Origin of the sequence: Paenibacillus illinoisensis NBRC 15959 (assembly GCF_004000925.1) — a bacterium.
Lineage (GTDB): Bacteria > Bacillota > Bacilli > Paenibacillales > Paenibacillaceae > Paenibacillus > Paenibacillus illinoisensis.
Map to the genome: position 1 here is coordinate 87,518 of NZ_BIME01000001.1, position 20,829 is coordinate 108,346.

A 20,829-nucleotide genomic window follows, 5' to 3' on the forward strand; every position below is an offset into this window, starting at 1 on the left:
TTAACGAACGAGCTCCGATTCTTTCACTTCTTCTGGCAGTTCGTCAACAAGAACCGGGTTGAAGTCTTCTACCCATGGAAGTCCCCATTTGTTCAGCTCTTCCATGAACGGATCCGGGTTGAACTCTTCCACGTTGTATACGCCTGGTTTGTTCCATTTGCCTGTCATAACCATAGCTGCGCCGATCATTGCTGGAACGCCTGTTGTATACGAGATAGCTTGGGAACCAACCTCTTTGTAGCACTCTTGGTGATCACAGATGTTGTAAACGTAGTACGTTTTGTCCTTGCCGTCTTTTTTGCCTTTGAAAATGCAGCCGATGTTCGTTTTGCCCACAGTACGTGGTCCAAGGGATGCCGGGTCAGGCAGTACCGCCTTCAGGAACTGCAGCGGGATGATTTGTTTGCCTTCGAATTCGATAGGTTCGATGGAAGTCATGCCCACATTCTCAAGTGCTTTCAGGTGAGTCAGGTAGCTTTGGCCAAATGTCATGAAGAAACGAATCCGTTTCAAGCCAGGAATGTTTTTCGCCAAAGATTCCAGCTCTTCATGGTACAACAGGTACATGTCTTTTTCGCCAACTTCCTTGAAGTCGTAGACACGCTTGATTTCCATCGGTTTAGTTTCGATCCATTCACCATTTTCCCAGTATCTTCCGTTTGCCGAAACTTCGCGGATGTTGATTTCCGGGTTAAAATTGGTTGCGAACGGATAGCCGTGATCGCCGCCGTTGCAGTCCAGGATGTCGATGTACTCGATTTCGTCAAAGTAGTGCTTCAGGGCATAGGCAGAGAATACGCCAGTTACGCCTGGGTCAAAACCGCTGCCCAGCAGTGCAGTGATTCCTGCTTTTTCAAAACGCTCTTTGTAATCCCATTGCCAGCTGTATTCGAATTTTGCAGTATCTTCTGGCTCATAGTTAGCTGTATCCATGTAGTGCGTTTTGGTTGCAAGGCACGCATCCATGATCGTCAGATCTTGATAAGGCAAAGCCAGGTTCATAACGATATCCGGTTTAACTTCGTTGATCAAAGCAATCAATTCGTCTACATTATCCGCGTCCACTTGTGCTGTAGTGATTTTTGTTTTGCCACCGTCCAGCTTCGCTTTGAGATCATCACATTTGGATTTGGTACGACTCGCAATACAGATTTCCTCAAAAACTTCGCTATTTTGAACGCATTTGTGTACTGCCACAGAAGCCACGCCGCCGGCGCCGATAATTAGTGCTTTTCCCATTTTTACATTCTCCTATCCCATATGTAGATTTTTTTGGTTTTTGATTCAATTGTCCGTTTCAAGGTCTTCTCATTGTTCAACTTCCGTCAATTCCTGACAACAAAAAAAGCAAGGTGAATAAATGCCGCAATCCGCGCATCATCACACTTGCTTGTCGATATACATCGTGAAAAAACGTAAAGTCTCCATAACCAAAAAAGTTCAAAGAACTCCTCTGGTGGAAAGCTCCCTCATGTATATCAATATCAGATCAGAGTCTATATAGCAAATAATTCGCCTTTACCACTCTTATTGACCGTTTCACAAGTTGATGTGCAATTGCACTGGTTGTAAAGTAACCAACTTATAAAATTTGAGCTTTTAACTCAATCAATAAGGCAACATAAGTTGCCAATCGGCGTTTGACCCGGCTGTCCGTATGGCCTTGACTCCCTCATGGAAGTGGTCAAAAATTATCTGCTGGAAAGTGCTCGTTCCAATTGATATAACTGCTTTCCAAAATCACAGGTTAAACAATAACAAACACTTTTAAAAAAATCAAGGGATAACTCAAAAAAACTTTTTTCCTCATTCTGGTCAGAGGATCCTTTAATCAGATATGGTTTTTCGTTTTAGCTTTCCGAGCGGGTTAATGACATCCATTATGGTTTTCTCTTCTGCTCTGATGCTTACTTGTAGTTTGCACAATGTAACAGGAACATATGAATGATCATCTTCTTCACTGTAGAAAGAACAATTTTATAAGGTCACGAACCATGTTCGCAAAAGTTGTAAGTCCTTTCTGCATTCCCGGATACAATAAGTTATTTATGGAATCAAGTTTACCAACAGACATTAGTATAGTTACTAAAGTTATTGAAACTTTACACCTTTACCCATTTATATTGTTCTCCCTTTTCTTTGTACTTATTTACTATAGAAATTATTGAAGTTTATGGTTTATTCTTCTCTCTCAATCTTGCCCGCTATAATTTGAGGTGGATCAGATTGCATGACATGATAAAACCCTTCTTCATTTACTTTGGGAGTAATTTTAACTTTGTCCCCTACTTCAAGCTGCTCAAGGAGCTCAGAATCTTCAACAATATAATGGATTAGGGTGACCTTTTTTTCTCTAAGATCGCCAAAAGGTTGATTCGCATCTTCTCTAGATATATTTTCCGCTACAAGAATTCGATCTTCTTCCTTCTGAAGAATGTAATCCCCAACTTCACTTGTCGAGAATACTTGGCATCCACTAAGTGCATATAGAAGAACGAGTAGCGTCACACCTATGACCGATATTCTCAATTATATTCCTCCTCACAACACAGCTACCTCCTATATTAGACGTTTGGATTAAAACGTTTGTTGCTTCTTCATCTAACATCCATTAACAAAAAAAGCCGCGATATGCGGCTTTAATGAGTTACCAAGGAAGCTGACTATCCATATAGTAGAAGCTGCCTGTTGGACCGTCTTCAGACAAGGTAGCCAGACGCACAGCCGTTTTGGCACCTTCCTCTGGGGATAGCTCTGCCTTTTCTCCGCCCATTTGTGTTTTAACCAAACCGGGATGTACGGAATTCACTTTAAGATTCGTTCCTTGCGCTTTTTGAGCCCAATATGCTGTCAGCATGTTTAATGCTGCCTTGGATGCAGAATATGCAGGTGTGGCAATCCGCTGCGCAAGCTCATTGGTCAGCAGAAATTGTATGGAACCGAGAGCACTGCTCTGATTAACAATTCGACCAGCCTCACTTTTCAGAAGCAGAGGCATTAATGATTCTGTGAGATGATAAGGACCGAATGTATTGACCTCAAACGTATCACGCAGTGCATCGCCTTCGTAATCCTCTTTTTCAGCCCACACCCCTGCATTATTGACCAGGATATCCAATCGACCATACGTGTCACTAATCCATCTGGTTACCTTCGCAGTATGCTCCGGGTTTGTCACATTCAGCTCCACACCCACGGCTTCGATGCCTTTCTTGCTTAGTTGGTTTGCTGTTTCATCAGCTATTGCTTGATTGCGTGCGGCTACCAAAACCGTAATGCCTAATTCCCCGAGCTGTCTTGCAACCTCATACCCAATTCCTTTATTTGCTCCAGTTATCAATGCAATTTTATTGTTTGTCATTTTTTGTTCCTCCTCAGATTTTATGATTATTTGTTAATGGTGATCAAACCTGATGTTTGCACATGTTTTACACTTCTTAGATGATCCACGTAAGCCTCTTGGCTAATGGCGATCTGCTCATCCGTGATATGATTGGTGTTATGGATAGCAACTGGCGGCAGATAATGGGCACCGACGTAGTTGGCGAGCGCCTCCATTGGTTTTGCAATATCCCGAATTGTAAACAGAATTAAACACTCCTTAATTTTTATATGAGAATGATCGTTCTAAAAACGGTGCACAAGAATGCTCTGTATTTGGTTAAGGCAGGAGCTGGCTCCTGCACTTAACTATCCGCCATTGCTTTTATTGAGTATGACCATTCTAAATATCACGTCAAGACGACACCACTTCATCTTATTTTTCTAACAAAAGCATGCTCATTGTGGAAATACGCTCTAGCTTTTCCTTAGGCACTGATGTCCGGGCCATTACCCTGATCCCGATTAAAGCATTATGCAAGTACTCCGCTAATTCTTGCGCGCCATACTGGCTTGAGAACTCCCCATTTTCTTGCCCCCAGGTGACGATCTCCACAAGAAGATGCTCCATTTTTTCAAAGGCCCCAACCGCTTTGGCATCTACAGCTTCATCCCGGCAAGCCATTTCCACTGCAGAATTGACAAACATGCATCCAGATGGCTCGCCCTCTTCAGTGCTGCTCATATAATCAAAGATAAAATGAAGAGCTTCCTTGGCTGTTTTGGCTTGCTTGACGCCTGCTGACATTTTGGCATCGGTACGATTACCGAACCGTTCCATTGCTTTGAAGAACAAGGTACGTTTATCGGTGAACGTATCATAAATGCTTCTGCGATGAATACCCATGTGCTCAACGAGATCACTCATTGACGTTTTCTCATATCCCTGCTCCCAGAACAGCTTCATGGCTTTATCTAAAACTTCATTTTCCTCAAATTCTTTGCTTCTCGCCATCTCAGGTTCCCCCCTTCACCAATTGTAATGTGTTTATAACGATTTAAAGAATATTCTACAGATGCTCATAGGTTTTTTCCTGTAAAATCATCCTAACAGAATGAGAACGATCAGTAAAGAATTATTTTTACCAATCGTTCTCATATTTCGTTTTCGCTTATTCCCTTGTCTTTTCAAGCCATTTATAGATTAATCGCCCTGATCACAATTTCATTTATTTACTGCTCATTAACATTCATGAAGATGTTACTTTATGGTTTGCCCAAACAGACATGCGTTTAATAGTGATCAAAACTAGCATCTCGGTATATGTCACGTCATAACGGCCACGGTATTAAGAGACTTCTTCTGGCAGGAGCAGCTACTCCCGTTTTTACCCGCCGGTCTGGTATGGAGTATGGGATGGAGCCTGACGAAGTAACAGCGCAGTTAATACATGCTACCTATGAGAACAGACCTGCCATGCTCAACAAATTCGGTTTGAAATTTACCAAAACAAAATCAAATCCGGGTATGCTGGTGTGGCTGGAATCGCTCTGTTATCAGGCATCACACCATGGTACGATTAAAGCTGCGGCTTCATTACGAGATGAGGATCTTCGTGAAGACCTGGCTGCAATACAAATCCCAACGGTTGTGTTCCACGGACAAAAAAACAAAATTGTTGAGCCTGAGTTGGGAGAACTAACCTCACAGAGCATTGCGGGTTCCCGCATCGTGAGATTTGAAGATAGTGGTCATGCCATGCTATTCGATGAACCGGAGAAATTCAACGAAGAATTGTTAACCTTCCTTGATGGAATGAAAATGGAGTATGATCTGTTGAATTCTGTAGAACCGCAGCGCAGCTTGTATCGATGACATCGAAGGAGCCTCATTTAGAACCTTTTGGTTGAGTACAACCAAGGGGTTCTTTCTTTTTCTAATGTATGGCTATACAAAGCTTAACTCTTATCACATGGTTAATTCATTATTACTACATAAACGTTAGCTGATTTTTTCCATATTAATTTCAGAGGATTTAACTGCGAATCATTCAATCTTCTCAGAAAAAGTGCTTGTGTTTTTCTTAAGGATCGTGAACTTTTTAAAACAACGAGGGTGAGCAGATATGAACACTTAGGTAGGTAGAAGCAAAGTACGTAGAAAGCTTTTATTATTGTGAATTTTTCATATGTTTAAATATTGTAACTAGGGATAAATTTAAACCTTTACTTCGTGGTTTCAAACCTTTTGCCATGAATTTTGTTCATTTATTGAAATAGTTGATGGTTCGAAAAAATTAGAAATTGGAGGATCTCTCTAATGAATAGACGTTATTATGGCATTTTCTCTGTTGTGATGACTGTGCTCTTGCTTCAATCTGCTTGTGCAGCATCCGGTGGAGAATCGATGAATGAAATTAACCAAACAAATCATTCAAGCAGCAAGCCATAACGTATTTCTTCACAAAGAACAAAGAAGGTAATTGGCTTATCGAAAACATTGATTAGATTAGCACTTGATTAGGAAGTTCATATGACTTTGAATAAAAACATGAAGCAGCTGACACTGCAGCTGCTTCATGTCCGAAATGAACTTTAATCGGATAATAATATTTTTTTAAATGCTACCTTTCCACAGTTTTCTTTTCGCCACTACATTGCTTAATAGAAGGAGTTGGAAAAAATTAAAGAAATCATCACAGCGCTAATCAGTCTAGTTTTACTAACCCTTATAGCATGGAAGCAAATACATCAATTAAAAAAAAAGTTCACCGAAGCAAATTATTGGAATGATTATTACTTACGGTTTGGCAATCTACGTCGCATTTGTTTCTATATACCTAGGTGGGAATTGGATTGCAGACCTAATGCCGACAAAAATCCTTAGCGTTGTAATGTTTGTTCTTGTTGTAATCACGACACTCTCCCTGCTGCAATTCTGTGTAGGTAAGATTTTGTACAAAATAACAAATGGAGTTTGGGGTTCTTAATAATCAAATGCCTATAAAATTTAAAAGCAGCCGATCGCACGGATCGACTGCTTTTACTATTTTTATGCTGTTATCTCGTCAATATCGATATCATAACCAATGAATGTACAAGAACGAACAAAAGCTGAAAATAACTTTTGGCTAGATGAATCCACTGTGTAGCTGTATTCCGGATGCCATTGCACTGCAAGTACAAATTTTTGGTTGGGCATAACCACAGATTCAACAATTCCATCCTCAGCGACTGCAGCTGCTTGTAACTTATCCGAGAGCGTCTTAATTCCTTGATGATGGTAACTGTTCACTTTCATCGTATCTGCTTGAATAATGTCATGCAGCAAATTACCTTTTTCAATATGTACATCGTGTACCAGATTCGTATAGGGTGGGCTTTGCTTATGATTAACCGTATTGCTTACTTGAAGCTGTGTAGGAATATCCTGATACAAAGATCCACCCAGTATCACGTTAAACAGCTGTAATCCCCGGCATATGCCGAAGGCGGGCTTATCAAGTTCAATTACTTTCTGAAATAGCAAGGACTCCATCATATCGCGTTCCATACATAACTCCCCGCAGGTATCCTCTGCTTTTTCATGATAAAGCTCTGGATTAATGTCATGTCCGCCCGTGAACAAGAACCCGTCAAACTCATTCGCCAAAGTTGCAATTATTTCTAGATTCGTTGTCAACGGCAGCATCACTGGAATTCCGCCCGCACTCTCGATTGCGTTCATATAATCTGGAAGTATCCAGTAACTTTTTTTGTTGGAATCATACAGCGGCAGGACTCCGATCATGGGCTTCTTCATTTGTTTACCTCCTAATGGGGTCATTTTCATGTCAATCGCTATGTGAGAAAACGGAAATCTTTTCATTCATTTTATCATTTCTCCTGATATACAAACTCACCAAATTATTGCATTATCCTACCCTTTGCCTATCTTAATCCTGCATACCTTATACAGATTTAGCTTCACTGGTAAACAATCCAATATGTTATTTATAGAATATCCCGGGTAATGATTAATCAAGATTCCGAACTTGGGAGGGATAGGAATGTTCTTGGAGTTAAGCATCAAACTAGTCATTAGCTTTTTCGGCCTGTGGGCCATCGCCTTTATTACCGGCAGAAAAACGCTAAGCCAACTTACACCGCTCGATTTCCTATCCTCGTTGGTGCTCAGTGAGATTGTGGGAAATACGCTGTATGATGATGAGATCAAGGTATCTCATCTATTATTCGCATTAGCACTCTGGACTGCACTCTCTTACCTTTTCGAGAAAGCCACAACAAGATTTGTGAAGTTCGGATATGTCGCGGAAGGACGAGTCGTGCTCTTAATTGATAATGGTGAAGTCAATCAAGGCTTGTTAAAAAAATACGATATTGAATTTAAGCAGCTGCTCTCCATGCTTCGTAAACAGAATGTATTTTCTATTCAGGAAGTGAAATACGCCATCCTCGAAACGGATGGATCGTTATCCGTGCTTCGCAAGCCCGAGTACGAACCTCCTACCGCAGAAGATATGGGTATGGAGACATCACCTGATCGTTTTGCGGTAACCGTAATTGATAAAGGAGAGCTGCTTAAGAAGTCCATGAAAGGTAAAAATATCGATATGGAGATGGTCAGGGTAGAAATTCAGAAGCAGGGCTATGACAATATAAAGGATATCGCCTATGCAGAATATGGTGACGACGGAGAACTCTACATTATTCCGAAAAGTAAAAGCGGAAAAGGTTAATTCAACCAATCTTTGGTCCATTATAAATATAAAGACCAGGTAAATGGTACGCCCATTTACCTGGTCTTATTTGGTACTCATGGATCTACGCAGCATTTGAAGTGGTCGCTTCATCCGCATTCAACTGAATGGACCGCTGGCATATTTTTGTAATTGCAAAAGCCAGCAAAGCTAATACCACGGCTACCGGCGGGACCCATGCCACACCGCCAAGGTTAACGGCAAGTCCACCGACCCCAGAACCGAGAGCAATACCCACATTAGCCGCCACAGGCAGCAGTGTGGATGCAAAAGCTTTGGATTCCGGTGCAATTGATCCAGATACATCAAACAGATATAACTGGGATGCTGCGCTCATTGACGACGACAGACAGCCGATCAGGAGCAGGAACGTCAAACCAAGCCACAGATTGGATACAGCGAAACTCAGTCCGAGGAAAATAACCGCTTGGATGACGAAAAGCCACTTAAGTTTGCGTAGAAAATCACCCTTTGCTATTTTGGCACCGATCCAATTGCTCAGAATACTGCATGCCCCATAGATCAGGAGTATAGCGCTAATCCAACGTACGGGCACCCCCATAGACTCACTGAGAAGCGGTGTAATATAAGTGAAAGTAACGAAGATACAGCTGTTGCCCAGCACGGGGATTAGGCAGGCTAACAAAATGCGAGGCTTCATAAAGAGAGCCATCTGATCACCAAATGAACCGGTAACGGTAGTCGTGCGGCGTGGTAGGATTCGGAACATGAAAACAAACGGCACGACACCGATGCAAGCAGTAACTACGAATGTCATGGACCAGGACAGATGCTGTCCAATAAAAGTACCAAGCGGCACACCTAGAACATTCGCGATGGAAAACCCGCCCAAAATCCAAGCGATGGCTTCCCCTCTCCGCTCCCGATGAACGGCGTCGTTTGCGATAGAGATCGAAAGCGATATCGTAAGTCCGCAAGCAACGGCCGAAACGATGCGAATAGCCATCAATGAAGGGAACGTTGTTGAGAACACGGTTAATACATTCAACACAAGCACAATGGCGAATCCAATTAAGATGGAGCTTCTTCTGGATATTTTGGCCAAGGATGCCACGGCGAATGGTGTCCCCACGGCATAAGCAATAGCGAATCCGGACACTAGGGCACCAGCAGCAGCGAGAGATACTTTCATATAACTCTCAATTTCTTTCAACACACCCACAATGACATACTCGGTTGTTCCGAGTACAAAGCTGACGAGCGTAAGCGTTAAAATAAGTAGATTTTCTCTAGTTCTGGTCATCAATTTAATTTCACTAATCCTTTCTAATGTTGCAAGCGCTTCAATTCTTAAGACAGCTCCTACTCTATGTATTTTCTGCTTTCCCATCCCTTCGATTTCGATATATAGTACATATTGGATAGTGAAATTGTACTGTCAGACGTGTCAGACGACAATCAAGGTTGTTGTGGATTTGATTCAAAACATGATGTATGTTGTCATTTTTCATCATAGAACCTCGAAGGGAAGACATAGATGGATACACGCCACGAACAAGGCCAACGATATGAAGATCAGGATTGTATCATTATTTATGTCGGGAAGCTGGCCGGCAATCCCCAGTGGAGTTTTCCGACGCATAAGCATGACGATCTGCACGAGATTATTTATGTTAATGAAGGAAAGGGATCATTCACCATTGATGGTGCGAAGCACTTGGCCCAAAAGGGAGACCTGCTCATATACAATAGAGGAACACTTCACGAAGAAAAGTCTGATCCGGAATATCCGTTATCCACCTTTTATTGTGGCTTTCGTTTCAGAGAGGATATTCAGAGCGACGCCGATTGGGTCGTACCTCCAGGTAGTGAACCAATCATTCGCGCAAACCGGTATTCGGAAGAGCTGCATTCGTTAATGCAGACCTTATTCAGTGAATTCTCCATTCGTGAGGATGGATACGAGCGCATCTCCCAGCATGTGTTGAAAGCCGTACTACTGATCATCGAACGCATGTCCGGCCTTCAACAGTCTTCTGGACAGATTATACGGAGCAACACCCTTGCTGAGAGTATTAAGGACTATCTGGATACCAACTACCGGCAAAACATTAAACTGAAGGAACTCGCTGAACAGTTTCATATCGATTTTTATTACCTCATTCATATGTATAAAAATCGCTACGGCACCTCCCCCTATCATTACTTGATCCAACGACGAATGGGTGAAGCAACCCGGCTATTAGTCTCGACCAAGAAGAAAATATGGGAGATTTCCAAGCTGGTTGGGTATGATAACCCCAATTACTTCACCATTCTTTTTACCAAAACGGTCGGTGAATCGCCGCGAAGCTTTCGCAAGCGAAATCAAAAAGATATGTTCGGGGATACTGCCTCCCATTTATAAAAGAGATATCTCCCTGATCTAGTCAACCCTTAACACACCATCACGGCTACTAAGATAACATGCAATAAGACGCTCCTGATAAGGAGCGCCTTTGTCATTCAAACCTAAACTTATATTTAACCTAGAGCGTGAATCGACGGACCAAGTTTTGCATATTTTCAGCCGTTTTGGATAATTGCACGGATGATGCAGCAATCTCCTCCATGGCCGCCATTTGCTCTTGGGCTGCTGCCGAAGTGGTCTGGGCACTGTCAGCAGACACTTTGGAGATATTGGCCATTTCTGCCACCGAAGCAGAGACTTGCTCCGTACTTGCTGCCAGCTGCTCTGATACAGCAGATACATCCTGAATTTGGTCCACAATATGAGCCGTATATTGTTCAATGTTCGATATGGTTGCAGAAGCCTCCCGGCTAATCCGCATCCCTTCGCCAACTTGATTTCGAACGTTATCATTCATTAATGAAGTGGATTTCTCGATCAAGTCAAACATTTTGCTGATGGTTGCGCCAATTTCTTCCGCACTTTGTTTGGATTGCAAGGACAGCATGCGTACTTCACCTGCAACGACAGCAAAACCTTTACCATGTTCTCCTGCTCTCGCCGCTTCAATTGATGCATTAAGTGATAGAAGATTCGTTTGGCGAGAGATATCCGCAATCGCCTCGTTCATTCTGTTGGCTTCTGCTGATAGATTAGACAGCTCGTTAATCAATGCTGAGGTTTCCTGGACGGCCACTAGGATGTGCTCCATTTGGTCGCCAACCTGGTTGATGGTTTTCCCACCGTTCGCGACAGCACGCTCTGTCTCCTCAGCCGAATCTACAATGGCACTGGCAGATTCAGCTATGGTACCAATCCCTCTGGCCATCTCTTCCACTGCGTTCGCTGTTTGTTCAGAACTTTCTGCACCGGCGACTGCCCTTTCAGCGGTCTGCTGGATCGTTTCAGCAACATGTTGAACAGAAGCGTTCGTTTGTTCGGTGCTTTCCTGTATCATTTGCGAGGTATGGTTTAGAAGCGACGATGTCTGATTAAGTTCTGTCACGACAGATTGTAATGATATGGTCATTTGGTCAAAGTCATTGGCCAATATGCCGAATTCATCTTTATTCCTAAGATCAACCCGTTCTGTCAAATTTCCTTCTCGAACACGACGGGTTGCCGTTCGTAATTTTTGCATAGGAACCATGAAGGATCTCAAAATAAAGAAAGTGATCATTCCAGCCAGCAATGTAGAAATGATAATTACGGTAAGACTAGTGACCAATATTGGTTTCGCTGCTGCAATGAAATCTTCATGCCCCATCAAAGCGATGACATTCCAGCCTGTTAACGCATTAACGCCGTTGTATACCTCCAAATCATATTCCAGGTCCGTTCGGACAAATTGGGAGAATGCCATGGGTTCATCAGGACTAGATGCTGTATTCGGATGGACAGGTATCCCGTCAATAAGCGCCCCGCCAAGCTCTCCTCCACCACCTTCAACAATAGCACCAGCCCAGGCGGCGATGGTTCGATTGGAGTCCACTACAATTAAACTTCCGTTCCCCCCAACATCCACGTAGGAGATCTCTTCTGCTAATGGTGCCAGATCAAGTTTTATGCTTGCTACGCCTTGTTCACTTGAGAGAGCCTGGGATATCTCCACATAAATCTCCCCGGAATCGGAGTCTTTCATAATGTTAGAAAAATAGACCGATCCGTTATTATTTTTACCATGGGTGTACCATTCCGTACTGCGTGGATCATATGTTGTCTCTCCGATCTCTGGAGATGTAATAAAGCTGCCCTGATCGTTACCTACAGTAATTGCGAGAATATCAGGATATGTATCTGCTAACTGGTTTAATTCTGCTTGCACTGCTTCAATGTTCACCTGACTGGCATCAGCACTTAACAACCCATCTATATAACTTAATAGTTCTGCTTTTGTCCCTACCAGATTATTAATATGCTGCCCTGCCATGGTTAGTATCGTATTCATCGGATCGGTCATGCTTTTTTGAACCTGTTCTTGTGCACTGTGATAAGAGAAATATCCGATAAGTGCTGTTGGAATGATAAGAACCGTTAGGAAAGCGGCTATGAGTCTGGTACTCATCAAACGTAAAACAGATGCTAGTCTCGTGAATAATGACCCTTTTTTCTTTTTCTTTTTTTCGTTCAAATGGATCTCCCTCTCTTGTTTAAATTATGAACAAAACTATATATCGGTATATCTAGTAAATAATTTAATTAATGGTATATATTTAATTTTATTAATAGCTAATAATTGCTCTGTAAACGACGTCACATCAGTGATGTAATTCCTGTAATTGTTAATGTATTACCGTATGTAAACGCAAAAAAACCCATATATATGCACACTCAAAGAAACGTTGAGCATACATATACACAGGTATTGCCTGATTAAAATCAGTAACAAGCCTTATTTGTTTTGTATTATAGCATAAATAGAACGGATATGTTAACCATAATTTGGTTTGTCATCGACATATACTCGGATCACAATGTCCTGATCATGGTTACCGAAACCGGCTCCGTACAACGTCAATCCCCCGACATGATCCGCTTGTTCTTCAACCGCAAACCTGAGTGTCCAGAACGGTTCACCCAGCCTCACATCATACAGCGTCACGTCTGACATCCAGTCTCCATCTATCGTTGTCCCCGAAGCATCCACTCGAATCGTCTTTAATAATCCATATTGATTCACGTTGCGATGCCACCATTGCGGTGTGTATTTGCCTCGTGCCGCCCTGCCGAAATCCGCCGGACTGGTCCAGGTTCCAAGCTTAATGCCATTAAAGGTGAAGGTAATATCTGATGGCCAATCATCTCTTAGACCTGGTGCTTCAGAAGCGATCTCCATGGAAATTTCCACAGCATCCGCACAGGGATTGGGATATAGATAGTTAGGCGTCTTATACTCCACATAACCTCTCCCGAACCACAGGATGGAAGCTTGGACCCGTTCAGGATCCAGGAAGTAGCGCGGATCGTCCCATACCCCGATTTCCTTTTCCCTTGTACCCAGACCACAAGTCGGATGAATATCAAACGCAGTATAATGACCAACCGAAATGGTCTGTTCCCTCATGTTGGTAACTCTGCTGGCTGCGGGCAGCTCAATTTCAATCTTTTTTTGTTTGAGAAAACACATTTTGTGTGTTCCTCCATTACGCCGGACTCTGCGGCTTCCGATTAATTCGGCTTGTTCTAATTTTCGAATATGCATTGTGACAATGGAAGGGCTAAGTTTGATCTGTGCAGCAATATCCTTAACACTCATCTCCTGATTGGCTATCAACTCCATAATCCGCCAGCGTACTTCACTAGCCAGCGCATCGTATAAAGGCATAAACCGGGACTCCCCGTTCGATTGAATCATTTTTTCACTCTCCTGATTACTCAGTGAAATCACATTTATATAAATTTAAAGAATATAAATTGAAATTACAAGTCCCTTCTATTGAAATAAACAGTGGGTTGGTGTTTAATTTCAGTAGCTTCCTATTATTAGAATTCTTATTTTTATGAATTTATCATCGAGGTGAAAGAATGAATGCAGTTTAACAATCCCGTCATCAAAGGGTTCTATCCAGATCCGAGCTTATGCAGAGTAGACGATACGTATTACCTGATATGCAGTTCATTTCAATACTTTCCCGGAGTACCCATTTTCGAGAGCAAAGATCTGATTAACTGGGAACAGATTGGTCATTGTCTAACAAAAACGAGTCAGGTACAGCTTGCACATGTAAACAGTTCAGGAGGCGTATTTGCTCCTACCCTTCGGCATCATAACGGGCGATTCTACATGACGACCACGAATGATTCGACCCGCCAGAACTTCTATGTGTGGACAGACGATATCTATGGCGAGTGGTCTGAGCCCATATTCGTGGACCAGGGCGGAATCGATCCTGACTTGTATTTCGAAGACCAAAAAGCATACTTTATGAGTAACGGTTCTGACGATTTTGGTGTCTCGGGGATCGTTCAATGTGAGATTGAGATTGAAACCGGCAAAAAGCTTACGCCGAGCCGGACCATATGGCAAGGTACTGGTGGACGTTACCTGGAAAGTCCTCATATGTATAAGATCAACGGTCTTTATTATCTGCTGGCTGCTGAAGGAGGCACCGAATACGGTCACATGGAAACGTATGCACGCGGATCCGCTGTCTCCGGTCCTTTCGAAGCCTATCCTCACAATCCGGTGTTAACTAACCGTAACCTGGGCGGTTATGAGCTGCAAGGTGTTGGGCATGGCGATCTGGTTCAGGACGTTGAGGGAAATTGGTGGCTCTTCCACTTGGGATTCCGGCAGATCGGACAATGGCAGACGTTTCACCATCTGGGCCGCGAAGTTTTTGTAGCACCTGTAACATTTGATGAAGACGGCTGGTTTACAGCAGGTCACCATGGAACGACTCTATTAACTTTTGAAACAGACCGGATATCCGAATCTGTCGTTCAGGTGGAGAAGAAGTCATTTACTTTTGACAACACGGAATGGGACAAGGACTGGTGTTATCTCAGGCATCCTCATTCAGAGAATTATATGCTGCAATCCAACAAGCTAACGCTTAAAGGAACAGACGTCTCACTCGATCAACCGGGCACTCCAACCTTCATCGGTATACGGCAAAAGGACTTCAATGCCAATATTTCTTGTGATGTTAATCTTACAGATGGAGAGGCAGGCATCACCCTGTATATGGATGAGCACCATCATTATGATCTGGCTATAAGGAAAGATGCTGAAGGTTACAAGGTAATCGAGCGCCTTAATATTGGAGATATCAAATCAGTTGAAAACGAAGTGGATCTCGGAAGCCGTAATCACGCCACATTGAAGATCCGGGCAACCAATGATCGTTATACCTTTAGCTTGGATACCCAGGGCGAGGAGATTGAAGTAGGTCACGCACATACGAAATACCTATCCTCCGAGGTAGCCGGCGGGTTTACTGGCGTAGTTATTGGTTTATATGCCTATGGCGAAGGAGCTCAAGCAGAATTCTCTGAATTCAAGTGCGACTATATATAAAAGAAAACCTACGAGTTAAACAATAGAAAATATACATTTCTAACTAAAAATAAATGCCAGTAAAAAAACGAGGATGTCCTCAAAGTTAACACTTTGGAGACATCCTCACAGTCTTTTTACATGAAGTTTAATTTCAATTTAGCACTTACATCGTGCTTGTATCAATAACGAATCTGTACTTCACATCCGAAGCAAGTACGCGTTTGTAAGCTTCGTCGATTTGATCAGCTGAGATCACTTCGATTTGAGGTGTGATATCATGTTCCGCACAGAAGTCCATCATTTCCTGGGTCTCACGTATGCCACCAATCATGGATCCGGCAAATGAACGACGGTGGCCGATTAATGACATGACGTTTACTGCGAGAGGCTCACCAGGTGCACCTACGTTTACAAGTGTGCCATCCAGCGTGAGCAATCCGAAATAAGCGTTAATGTCGATATTGGCACTTACCGTGTTAATGATCAGATCAAAAGAACCCGCAAGCTTCTCGAACGTTTCAGCTTCACTTGTGGCGTAATAGTGGTTTGCACCAAACTGCAAACCATCTTCCTTTTTACTCAGGGATTGGGACAGAACAGTCACCTCAGCACCCATGGCATGTGCAATTTTGACAGCCATATGGCCGAGACCGCCCATACCTACAATCGCTACTTTTTTCCCTGGAGCTGCTCCCCAATGTTGAAGCGGAGAGTATGTCGTAATACCTGCGCAAAGTAACGGTGCAGCGGCTTCGAGTGCAATGTTATCCGGAATCCGAATAACGAAATTTTCGGTTACAACGATGTGAGTCGAATATCCACCTTGTGTGGGTTCACCGTATTTATCAACCCCACCGTACGTTTGAATATTGCCTTTGAGGCAATACTGCTCTTCGCCTCGGCGACAATTTTCGCATTCCCCACAGGAGTCAACCATACAGCCTACGCCTACTCGATCACCGACTTTATATTTGGAAACTTCGCTTCCTACTTCCGTCACAATTCCTGCAATTTCATGACCAGGAACCAGCGGATAATTCACAGGACCCCACTCACCGTGAGCCGTATGAATGTCAGAGTGACAAATGCCGGCATATTTGATTTCAATCAGGACATCATGTGTGTCCAGATCGCGTCGTTTAATTTCAGCTGACCGGAACGATTGATCCGGTCCGTCCACAGCACGTGCTTTAGCAGTAATCATCATTAAAACCTCCTAAGATGTTCATTTTCCAAGAGAACACACCCATTCAGGGGCAAGAATCACAATTGATACATTGACCAATCATTCCTTCTTTTTCTCTCGCAAAATTATCTTAATCCCTCTAGTTAACTCTAGGTCAAATATCTTTTCTAAATTTTTTTATAGAAATAGATAAAGATATTTCTAAATCCCCATTATGTCTTTGCTGACTTTGACATCCTGTATTTACCGTGATAAGATTCCCCACAGAAGCTAGAGTTAACTCGAAGTCTATGCCGTAAGTAAAGGAGACCTGTATGACATACTCAATTAGCGAAGTTGCCAAAGAATTGAATCTCACCGTATATACATTGCGTTATTATGATAAGGAAGGACTTATGCCTTTTGTCGAACGTACCCCGAGCGGAGTGCGCAAGTTTAAAGAATCGGACATTGATTTTCTGAAAATTATTCAGTGCCTGAAACTCACTGGTATGCCGATTAAGGATATCAAGGATTTCATTGAATGGTGCTCCGAAGGCGACTCCACACTGCAGGAGAGATACGACATGTTCATTGAACGTAAAGCCAGTGTGGAAGCACAAATGGAAGAACTGAGAAAGACCATGGAAGTCATTGAACACAAATGCGCCTATTATAAAACCGCCATCGCAGCAGGGACGGAAGATATCCATAAAATGAATAAGATGGGTCAATCGGTGACCAACTAAAGAAACACCAAAAACCTAGTTTCCTTTCGGAGCTAGGTTTTTTGCTATTTTTTACTGCAAAATTACAGATTCCATTTTATTTCTCTCGTACATGAATTTAATTATGATAGCCATTGGTAGGTATCAATTCTTTGTATTCCGTAGGGCTGTATCCTGTATACTCCTTGAACACCTTAGAGAAATAATGCTGATCACTGAAGGATAGAAGGTCCGATAATTCCTTAAACTTCATATCAGGTTGCTGTTCCATCAGCCTGCAGGCTTCCTGAATTCTCAGCCGGGTATAATACTGAACAAAAGTGGCTTGCGTTACGTTTTTGATCACTCGGCTAACATAAGATGGACTGACGTGAAACTTCAAAGCAATGTCGCTGATGGATAAATGGGAATATTTATTAAGCTTGATGTACTCATCCATCTGCTCGAATAGGAGCTCCTTGCTTTTTCGGATATGCGACTGCAGCATATCAAAACACTGCCCTGTCCATTCCTGTAGTTCCTGGCAGAAGTCTGCATATGTCGGTGCTTCCAAGAGCTGTTTGGCCCGATGCTCAAGACCAAGCCTGATCCCCGATCCTTGTTCTTCGTACAAATGAGCGAATGTATCCACCAATAATCCAATGAAACGTTCCACCTCTCTCACATGCACATGCTGCTCCGACCATCGGTCCAGCAGCTCGGAGAGCTTCAGAGCAAACCGATCTTTCTGATAAGCCTGTATCATTTGCACAAATGTGGATTCCAAGGTGGAATCCAGACACCCTGATTCCAGCCTGGCCGTCGAAACTGGATTTCCAGTATCAAGTGCCAATCCTTGGTTCAACCGCTGCTGTGCAGACAGTATCGACGTTATTTGATGGTAGACTTCTGGCAGATGTCCCGAATCAGAGGAGAGCAGCTGCCCTCCAATCATCACGTCCATTTGATACGTAACCAAATGCCGCCGTAATGATTCCAGACATTCATGCATGGAGGAATAAGCAGCAAGCGCTCCCTTGTTTACGAAAACGATAAATTGATCCGACGTTCGACTCTGTAACACATGACAAGGCTGCGGGGCAAAGAGAACCTCCACGAAGCCAAGAAGCGTCTGCTGTGTCCATAGTTCCTTCCCTGGTGTAAATGGCTGCTTACGCAAAATGATCATCATCTGAGAAAACAGCGATAATTCCTCCCCCTTTTGCACTTCAGCATAACACTGAGGGTCGACAATCTCTTGCAAGTCATTCAGTTTTTTGGATTTCTGTTGATCAAGCTGGTTAATCACCCGTCTCATGACCTCTTCTAACGCTTCTTGCTCCACCGGTTTCAGCAAATAGTCGAACACCTGCAGGTTGAGCGCTTTTCGTGTGTATTCAAAGTCGCTATAACCACTAATCAGAATCACTTTCAAGTCCGGGTTCACCCTCTTCGCTTGCTCAATCAACGATAACCCATCCATCTTCGGCATCCGAATATCGGTCAGCAGCAGATCAATGGGTTCAAGCTGAATTGCAGCCAGGGCATCCTCTCCATTCGTTGCCGTAGCCGCCACATGAATGGGCAGGTTAAGCGCATCCAAAAGCATTTTTATATTACGCAGTATTGGTTTGCTGTCCTCTACAATCATGATGTTATACATCACATGTCTCCCCTTTGCCTAGTAAAAATCCTTTGTCAGCGAGCCGATGATTTGAATGGTGGCTCCGTTGTCGCCATGTGCGTGATTGTTGAAAATGTTGAAAAAAAGCCGATTGCTATACATCAGTTTAAGCCTGTTGATGCTATTGAGCATCCCCATATTACCAAGGGACGTTGGATGATTGAGAAGATGGTTCTCTCCAGCAGCGGATTCCTGAACCTTCGCGAGGATCTCCTGAATTTTATCAAGTGTGAAGCCTTCTCCGTTATCTTTAATCTCCAGAGCCCATAGTCCGTTATATTGTTTCACCGTAATTTGAATGCGCCAAGGCGGTGCCGTATTGGAAAAGGCATGTTCAATGCAATTCTCTACAAAAGGTTGAATGACCAGCCTCGGAAGTCGAATTTCACTAGCCAAAGCGTCAGCATGAATCTCCCACTCCAGATCTTCTTCATACTTCTGCTGCACAAGTGATAAGTAGTGTCTGGTATGCTCCAGCTCATCTGCCAAAGTCACATGTGCGTAAGGCGAGGAGACAATATAGCGCAGACTGTCCGAGAGATGTTTGCACATATCCGATACAACCTTGGTCTTTCCCTCCTGTGCTGCGATGCTGATGAGATACAGGACGTTGTGTATAAAATGAGGAGCAATCTGAGCTTGCAAAGCCGAATTGCGCGCCATGACTTCTTCATGTAAGGCTGCCTTTTCCCGGTCTATGGATTGCTGCAATCGTTCCATCAAATCCTGAAAAGCTTCATTCAGCAGCAGCAAGTCATTGTTCTTCGGTCTCTCATCCACCTTCAGATTCATGTTGCTGTAATTGATACGCCAGATCTGACTGCGAAGCTTGCGGATCGGAAGCAGCAAATTGCGTGTGGTCAAGAGGATGTACACAAAAGACACCAGCATCAAGGCTGTAATCAATAGGATCGACATGCTTTGTACCGAATGGATTGAGCCTAGTACCGACTGTTTCGGTGTAACGATATAGGTAATCCATCCCGTGCTGGGGGAGGTCGAATGCGTGACGTAGTTGTTCTGTTTGTCCACGTCCAATCCTTCGTCGGATAACGGCTTGGTCCATTTCGACAACGTGGTTCCTGATTCCGATCCGGTCATTTGATTACCTTGCTGATTCAGAATATACACCTCGCCTGCAGCAATTCCCTCAGTGAGTTTTTGGATATAAGCCTGATCCATTTGAATACTCAGATAACCGTACACCTTCCCGTTCTGATCATTGATTGTGCGGACAAAGGAGATCGTATCCTCTTGGCGCACCAGAATGAATCCGTTCCCTTCCCACTCTCGTCCATCGCCGCTGTTAGCCATCATGCTGCTGAGCATGGCGGGAAGATCTCCACTTCCCAGGTACGAGGTGAGCAGCACCCCTTCCTTGTCATAGATCGTCATGTCCTTCATATTCATGCTGGGTCCGATGGCCTGAAACATGATGTCTTTCAGCTTCCGGATCTGATTCAGCCTCTCGTAATTACTGTGAGCCGCGGAACTCTTCTCCATCGTTGCAAAGATATCCTTGCTGGCCAAAATTCGCTGGGACAACTGGTTCTGCTGCTCAACATAGAGATCAACCTGTTCTCTGACTTTAGTCGCTGTCACTAGCATATCCTGCTCCGTTTTTAGTTTCAGTGGGCGGATAACGATAACGTTTACATAAACGATAAAACAGCCCAGCACGAACATTAGCAGGGCCAGAAATGTCAAGAATACCTTTGTTTGCAAACTGAATTGAGTTGCCCGATGTATCAGCTTTATCATCCTTCCAAATGTCCTCCTG

At 43.3% G+C, this 20,829-nt stretch carries 18 protein-coding genes; 6 read left to right on the forward strand and 12 right to left on the reverse strand.

Annotation, left to right across the window (positions count from 1 at the left end):
- The 5 genes from PIL01S_RS00360 to PIL01S_RS00380 form a co-directional block, all read right to left on the reverse strand.
- Positions 1-1,239: a saccharopine dehydrogenase family protein gene (locus PIL01S_RS00360; RefSeq protein WP_127535759.1), complete on the reverse strand. Its 1,239-nt coding sequence runs from the start codon at positions 1,237-1,239 to the stop codon at positions 1-3.
- A gap of 939 nt (positions 1,240-2,178) precedes the next feature.
- Positions 2,179-2,529 (reverse strand): DUF3221 domain-containing protein, encoded by a 351-nt coding sequence (locus PIL01S_RS00365; RefSeq protein WP_127535760.1) that lies wholly within the window; start codon positions 2,527-2,529, stop codon positions 2,179-2,181.
- A gap of 118 nt (positions 2,530-2,647) precedes the next feature.
- Positions 2,648-3,361, reverse strand: a complete 714-nt coding sequence (locus tag PIL01S_RS00370) for an SDR family oxidoreductase (protein WP_127535761.1) — start codon at positions 3,359-3,361, stop codon at positions 2,648-2,650.
- 26 nt (positions 3,362-3,387) lie between these two features.
- A complete protein-coding gene (locus PIL01S_RS00375) occupies positions 3,388-3,558 on the reverse strand; it encodes an NADPH-dependent FMN reductase family protein (RefSeq protein WP_246058048.1) in 171 nt (56 codons plus the stop codon).
- A 199-nt stretch (positions 3,559-3,757) separates the two neighbouring features.
- Entirely contained in the window at positions 3,758-4,336 is a 579-nt protein-coding gene (locus PIL01S_RS00380; RefSeq protein ID WP_127535762.1) for a TetR/AcrR family transcriptional regulator, read from the reverse strand.
- Positions 4,337-4,645: 309 nt separating this feature from the next.
- On the opposite strand from PIL01S_RS00380, the gene PIL01S_RS00385 reads away from it, so the two are divergent.
- Together PIL01S_RS00385 and PIL01S_RS30000 are read left to right on the forward strand one after the other, a co-directional pair.
- Positions 4,646-5,197 (forward strand): alpha/beta fold hydrolase, encoded by a 552-nt coding sequence (locus tag PIL01S_RS00385; RefSeq protein ID WP_127535763.1) that lies wholly within the window; start codon positions 4,646-4,648, stop codon positions 5,195-5,197.
- 444 nt (positions 5,198-5,641) lie between these two features.
- Positions 5,642-5,773, forward strand: coding sequence for a hypothetical protein (locus PIL01S_RS30000; RefSeq protein ID WP_281280750.1), 132 nt, complete (start codon positions 5,642-5,644; stop codon positions 5,771-5,773).
- Between the two features lie 600 nt (positions 5,774-6,373).
- Here PIL01S_RS30000 and PIL01S_RS00390 read toward each other — a convergent pair.
- Entirely contained in the window at positions 6,374-7,123 is a 750-nt protein-coding gene (locus PIL01S_RS00390) for a gamma-glutamyl-gamma-aminobutyrate hydrolase family protein (RefSeq protein WP_127535764.1), read from the reverse strand.
- Between the two features lie 247 nt (positions 7,124-7,370).
- Between PIL01S_RS00390 and PIL01S_RS00395 the strand changes: the two genes are divergently transcribed.
- Positions 7,371-8,060: a DUF421 domain-containing protein gene (locus tag PIL01S_RS00395; RefSeq protein ID WP_246058049.1), complete on the forward strand. Its 690-nt coding sequence runs from the start codon at positions 7,371-7,373 to the stop codon at positions 8,058-8,060.
- Positions 8,061-8,145: 85 nt separating this feature from the next.
- On the opposite strand, the gene PIL01S_RS00400 is transcribed toward PIL01S_RS00395, so the two are convergent.
- Positions 8,146-9,345, reverse strand: coding sequence for an MFS transporter (locus tag PIL01S_RS00400; RefSeq protein WP_164764142.1), 1,200 nt, complete (start codon positions 9,343-9,345; stop codon positions 8,146-8,148).
- Positions 9,346-9,579: 234 nt separating this feature from the next.
- Between PIL01S_RS00400 and PIL01S_RS00405 the strand changes: the two genes are divergently transcribed.
- The gene (locus tag PIL01S_RS00405) at positions 9,580-10,449 is read left to right on the forward strand and encodes a helix-turn-helix domain-containing protein (protein WP_127535766.1); all 870 of its coding nucleotides are present in this window, start codon (positions 9,580-9,582) and stop codon (positions 10,447-10,449) included.
- A 121-nt stretch (positions 10,450-10,570) separates the two neighbouring features.
- Here the strand turns inward: PIL01S_RS00405 and PIL01S_RS00410 are convergent, their stop codons facing one another.
- Positions 10,571-12,622 (reverse strand): methyl-accepting chemotaxis protein, encoded by a 2,052-nt coding sequence (locus tag PIL01S_RS00410; RefSeq protein WP_127535767.1) that lies wholly within the window; start codon positions 12,620-12,622, stop codon positions 10,571-10,573.
- 300 nt (positions 12,623-12,922) lie between these two features.
- Positions 12,923-13,846 (reverse strand): ArsR/SmtB family transcription factor, encoded by a 924-nt coding sequence (locus PIL01S_RS00415; protein WP_127535768.1) that lies wholly within the window; start codon positions 13,844-13,846, stop codon positions 12,923-12,925.
- 174 nt (positions 13,847-14,020) lie between these two features.
- Between PIL01S_RS00415 and PIL01S_RS00420 the strand changes: the two genes are divergently transcribed.
- Entirely contained in the window at positions 14,021-15,511 is a 1,491-nt protein-coding gene (locus PIL01S_RS00420; protein ID WP_127535769.1) for a glycoside hydrolase family 43 protein, read from the forward strand.
- A gap of 145 nt (positions 15,512-15,656) precedes the next feature.
- Here PIL01S_RS00420 and PIL01S_RS00425 read toward each other — a convergent pair whose 3' ends face one another.
- Positions 15,657-16,697, reverse strand: coding sequence for an NAD(P)-dependent alcohol dehydrogenase (locus tag PIL01S_RS00425; RefSeq protein WP_127535770.1), 1,041 nt, complete (start codon positions 16,695-16,697; stop codon positions 15,657-15,659).
- A gap of 296 nt (positions 16,698-16,993) precedes the next feature.
- Between PIL01S_RS00425 and PIL01S_RS00430 the strand changes: the two genes are divergently transcribed.
- A complete protein-coding gene (locus tag PIL01S_RS00430; protein WP_127535771.1) occupies positions 16,994-17,407 on the forward strand; it encodes a MerR family transcriptional regulator in 414 nt (137 codons plus the stop codon).
- 97 nt (positions 17,408-17,504) lie between these two features.
- On the opposite strand, the gene PIL01S_RS00435 is transcribed toward PIL01S_RS00430, so the two are convergent.
- Complete coding sequence (locus PIL01S_RS00435) at positions 17,505-19,028, reverse strand: response regulator (RefSeq protein WP_127535772.1); 1,524 nt, start codon at positions 19,026-19,028, stop codon at positions 17,505-17,507.
- 18 nt (positions 19,029-19,046) lie between these two features.
- Positions 19,047-20,810, reverse strand: a complete 1,764-nt coding sequence (locus tag PIL01S_RS00440) for a cache domain-containing sensor histidine kinase (protein WP_127535773.1) — start codon at positions 20,808-20,810, stop codon at positions 19,047-19,049.
- Positions 20,811-20,829 lie beyond the last annotated feature (19 nt).

Excerpts from the sequence above, each read along its gene's own strand:
- PIL01S_RS00395 (WP_246058049.1), top strand. The coding sequence starts at position 7,371 with ATGTTCTTGGAGTTAAGCATCAAACTAGTCATTAGCTTTTTCGGCCTG.
- PIL01S_RS00375 (WP_246058048.1), bottom strand. The coding sequence starts at position 3,558 with ATGGAGGCGCTCGCCAACTACGTCGGTGCCCATTATCTGCCGCCAGTT.
- PIL01S_RS00430 (WP_127535771.1), top strand. The coding sequence starts at position 16,994 with ATGACATACTCAATTAGCGAAGTTGCCAAAGAATTGAATCTCACCGTA.
- PIL01S_RS00420 (WP_127535769.1), top strand. The coding sequence starts at position 14,021 with ATGCAGTTTAACAATCCCGTCATCAAAGGGTTCTATCCAGATCCGAGC.
- PIL01S_RS00360 (WP_127535759.1), bottom strand. The coding sequence starts at position 1,239 with ATGGGAAAAGCACTAATTATCGGCGCCGGCGGCGTGGCTTCTGTGGCA.
- PIL01S_RS00440 (WP_127535773.1), bottom strand. The coding sequence starts at position 20,810 with ATGATAAAGCTGATACATCGGGCAACTCAATTCAGTTTGCAAACAAAG.
- PIL01S_RS30000 (WP_281280750.1), top strand. The coding sequence starts at position 5,642 with ATGAATAGACGTTATTATGGCATTTTCTCTGTTGTGATGACTGTGCTC.
- PIL01S_RS00390 (WP_127535764.1), bottom strand. The coding sequence starts at position 7,123 with ATGAAGAAGCCCATGATCGGAGTCCTGCCGCTGTATGATTCCAACAAA.
- PIL01S_RS00435 (WP_127535772.1), bottom strand. The coding sequence starts at position 19,028 with ATGTATAACATCATGATTGTAGAGGACAGCAAACCAATACTGCGTAAT.
- PIL01S_RS00380 (WP_127535762.1), bottom strand. The coding sequence starts at position 4,336 with ATGGCGAGAAGCAAAGAATTTGAGGAAAATGAAGTTTTAGATAAAGCC.
- PIL01S_RS00405 (WP_127535766.1), top strand. The coding sequence starts at position 9,580 with ATGGATACACGCCACGAACAAGGCCAACGATATGAAGATCAGGATTGT.
- PIL01S_RS00415 (WP_127535768.1), bottom strand. The coding sequence starts at position 13,846 with ATGATTCAATCGAACGGGGAGTCCCGGTTTATGCCTTTATACGATGCG.
- PIL01S_RS00385 (WP_127535763.1), top strand. The coding sequence starts at position 4,646 with ATGTCACGTCATAACGGCCACGGTATTAAGAGACTTCTTCTGGCAGGA.
- PIL01S_RS00370 (WP_127535761.1), bottom strand. The coding sequence starts at position 3,361 with ATGACAAACAATAAAATTGCATTGATAACTGGAGCAAATAAAGGAATT.
- PIL01S_RS00425 (WP_127535770.1), bottom strand. The coding sequence starts at position 16,697 with ATGATTACTGCTAAAGCACGTGCTGTGGACGGACCGGATCAATCGTTC.
- PIL01S_RS00400 (WP_164764142.1), bottom strand. The coding sequence starts at position 9,345 with ATGACCAGAACTAGAGAAAATCTACTTATTTTAACGCTTACGCTCGTC.